1 pseudogene is annotated in these 2682 nt (G+C 55.2%); it reads right to left on the minus strand.

Features of this window, described 5'->3' with window-relative positions:
- A pseudogene (locus DNG35_RS12230) lies at positions 1–2682 on the minus strand (hypothetical protein); the annotation flags it as partial.

The following is a 2682-nucleotide window of genomic DNA, read 5'->3' on the forward strand; positions in this document are numbered from 1 at the left end:
GCTCTCCGCCAGTCCGTAGATGTTCCAGGTGTCGTTGTAGCCATCGTTGTTCGGAGTGAAGAACGCCGGGTAGTCCACTATCGTAATGGTCACTATCGTGGTGCCACAACCGTTCTTGTCCCTTCCACGGATGGTGTGCGTTCCGCCACCCAGTCCCTCGAATGTAAGACTGGTGTTGCTGCCCAGGTCCGTCCAAGGACCATTGTCGATGCTGAACTCATAGTCGCCGATGCCCATCACATTGTCGATGACCACCGTGTGCTCGCCCGCAAAGGCCAAAGTGGTTGCCGTTGCCGTGAACTCCGGCGGGTTCGATGCACCTATGGTCGCACTGCTGGTCGCACTGCAGTTGTTGAACACATCGGTCACCGTAACCTCATAGGTTCCTGATTGTGTGGCATCGATGCTGCTGCCCGTTTCTGGGAGCGTGGTGCCATCCAGCGTCCATACAAAGTCGTATTGGGTCTGGCTGAGCCCCGTATCAATGGTAATCGGCGTATAGTCGCCCCCTTCGGTCGGGGTGCTTGGATCCAGGTCCTCACAGATGATCATTCCGTCGTAACCACTGATATCCACTATAGGGGTCGTGTTGATGTTGAAGGTGATCGTGGCAAAGTCCGCCGACTCACACAGGGTCTCGGTATCGATCACTTCGGCTATCACCGTCTGTGGGTTGCCCGTTGTGGTGAAAACCGTCGGATCGGCCACTTCGTCCCCACTCATATAAGCGTTCATATCGGCATAGTAGACCACTGCCGTGTTCGGTGCACCTGTACTGATCTGCCCATCGTATTGGGTCAGGTCCACCGTGACACTGTTGCCACCCTGCTCGTCCGAGCATAGGGTCTCGTTCAGGTCCACCGCATTGATCGCCGGGCGCTGTTCCACCGTAATCACCACTTCCCCTATCGCACCGGTGTTGTAACAGCCGGTACTGAGGTACTCGATGCGGATAAAGAAGCTTTCGCCATCACTGGCATCGTAACCGTTGGGAACTTCCTGCGTGCTATCGCCCGCTTCTGCTGCAGCTGCCGTAAAGTAATAGCTCACCTGGTAGTTGTTGATGTCCAGGTCGTCATTCCCGTTAGGGTCCAACAATGGGATCAGTGTGGCCGGGTCGCCATTGGTAAGGTCATAGACATTGGCTGCAATGTCGTCCAACTGTACCGCTGCCGTGCCACTATTGCCGTCTTCACAAAGAACATACCCGAAAGGCTGTCCTGCAGGGTTCAGTACCGGTGCCGGTACTACCTGTATCTCAAAGCTCGTCACTACATAACAGTCGTTGTTTGCCACACCGCTTTCTACCCGTACATAGATGACCTGTACCGGAACACCGTCGGCATTGATCACGTTCAGACTCGGGTCGTTAACGTATTGGTCCGGGGTGGCAATGTAAGAGGCCGAGGCCGTGTCGCCCTGCTCTGCTGCAGACTCATTGGTGTAGTAGCTCAAGTTGACGTTCTCGCCGCCCGCGATCATATCACCGCTCTGGGTCAGGTCAAAAGGATCTGCCGCCACGCCATCGTTATCATCGTCACACTGGTACAAACGTAACTCATCTGGAGTGTAGCTGTCGGGACTCGGCAATGGCAGTACATTGATGGTCAGGTTCACCGTCGTCGCACAAAGGCCCTGGGCATCGGTATTGGTGACCTCTACCACCAAGGTCTGTGGATTGGCGATATTCTGGTAGTTCTCAGGGTCTGCGATAGGCGTGCCGGCCTGGTAGTCGGCATCGCTGGCATAGTACGTGAACTGGTAGTTCCCAGGCGGGAAGTTCTGTCCGCTCATCTCACCTTCCTTCACCGTCAGGTCAAAGATCGTCTGTGCCACTGGTGTGGTATTGTAATCGTCATCGCACAGGGTCAGGTCGGTGGGCTCCACCACTGCAGGATAAGGTTCTACCGTTATCCAAAAGCTGTTGTCCCCTGTAAAGTCAAAGGTGTCGTAACAACCGGTGGTGTTGTGCTCGATACGCACAAAGATCTGTTGCGTGTTGGCGACGATATTGGTGTACTGGCTCGGTACCGCTATGGCGTTCTGTCCAAGTTCGGCATCGGCCTGGGTCTCGTGGTAGCTCACCGTCACCTCGTTCGGATCCTGTAATCCCAGTACATTGGGGGTGTTCTGTGTCAGGTCGAACATCGCAAAGCCGTCCAGTGTCGCGTCGTCACAGACGTAAAGGTCTTCCAGGTCCTCTATCGTCGGGCTTGGAACCACCTCCAGCGTTAGCGGCTCCACCACATAACAACCGGTAAGGTCATTGGTAGCTCGTACATAGATCGTCTGGTTATTCGCACTGCTGATCCCAAAGGGCTGGCTCGTATCGATCGCCTGGTTGCCCGATTCTGCCGCTGTTTGGGTCAGGTGGAAGGTGATGGTCACATCGGTCTCCCCGTTCTGGATAATCGGGACCTGTGCCGCCAGGTCAAACTCCACAAAGCCATCGTTGTCCACATCACAGACCTCCAATGGATCCGTGGGGACTTGTGGCGATGGCAATGGGTTCACCACCAGGGTCAACGTAAAGCCCTGGCTCACAAAACAGCCCGTATCCTCATCTTCCACCCTGACGTAGATCGTCTGGTTGTTCACCGTATTGGTATACGGACTTGTTAGCGGGTTGGTTCCTGCATCGGCGTCTGCCTGGGTTGCGTAATAGGTCACCTCTAAGCTGTT

The organism is Mesonia sp. K7 (assembly GCF_003233725.1).
Taxonomy (GTDB): Bacteria; Bacteroidota; Bacteroidia; order Flavobacteriales; family Flavobacteriaceae; genus Mesonia.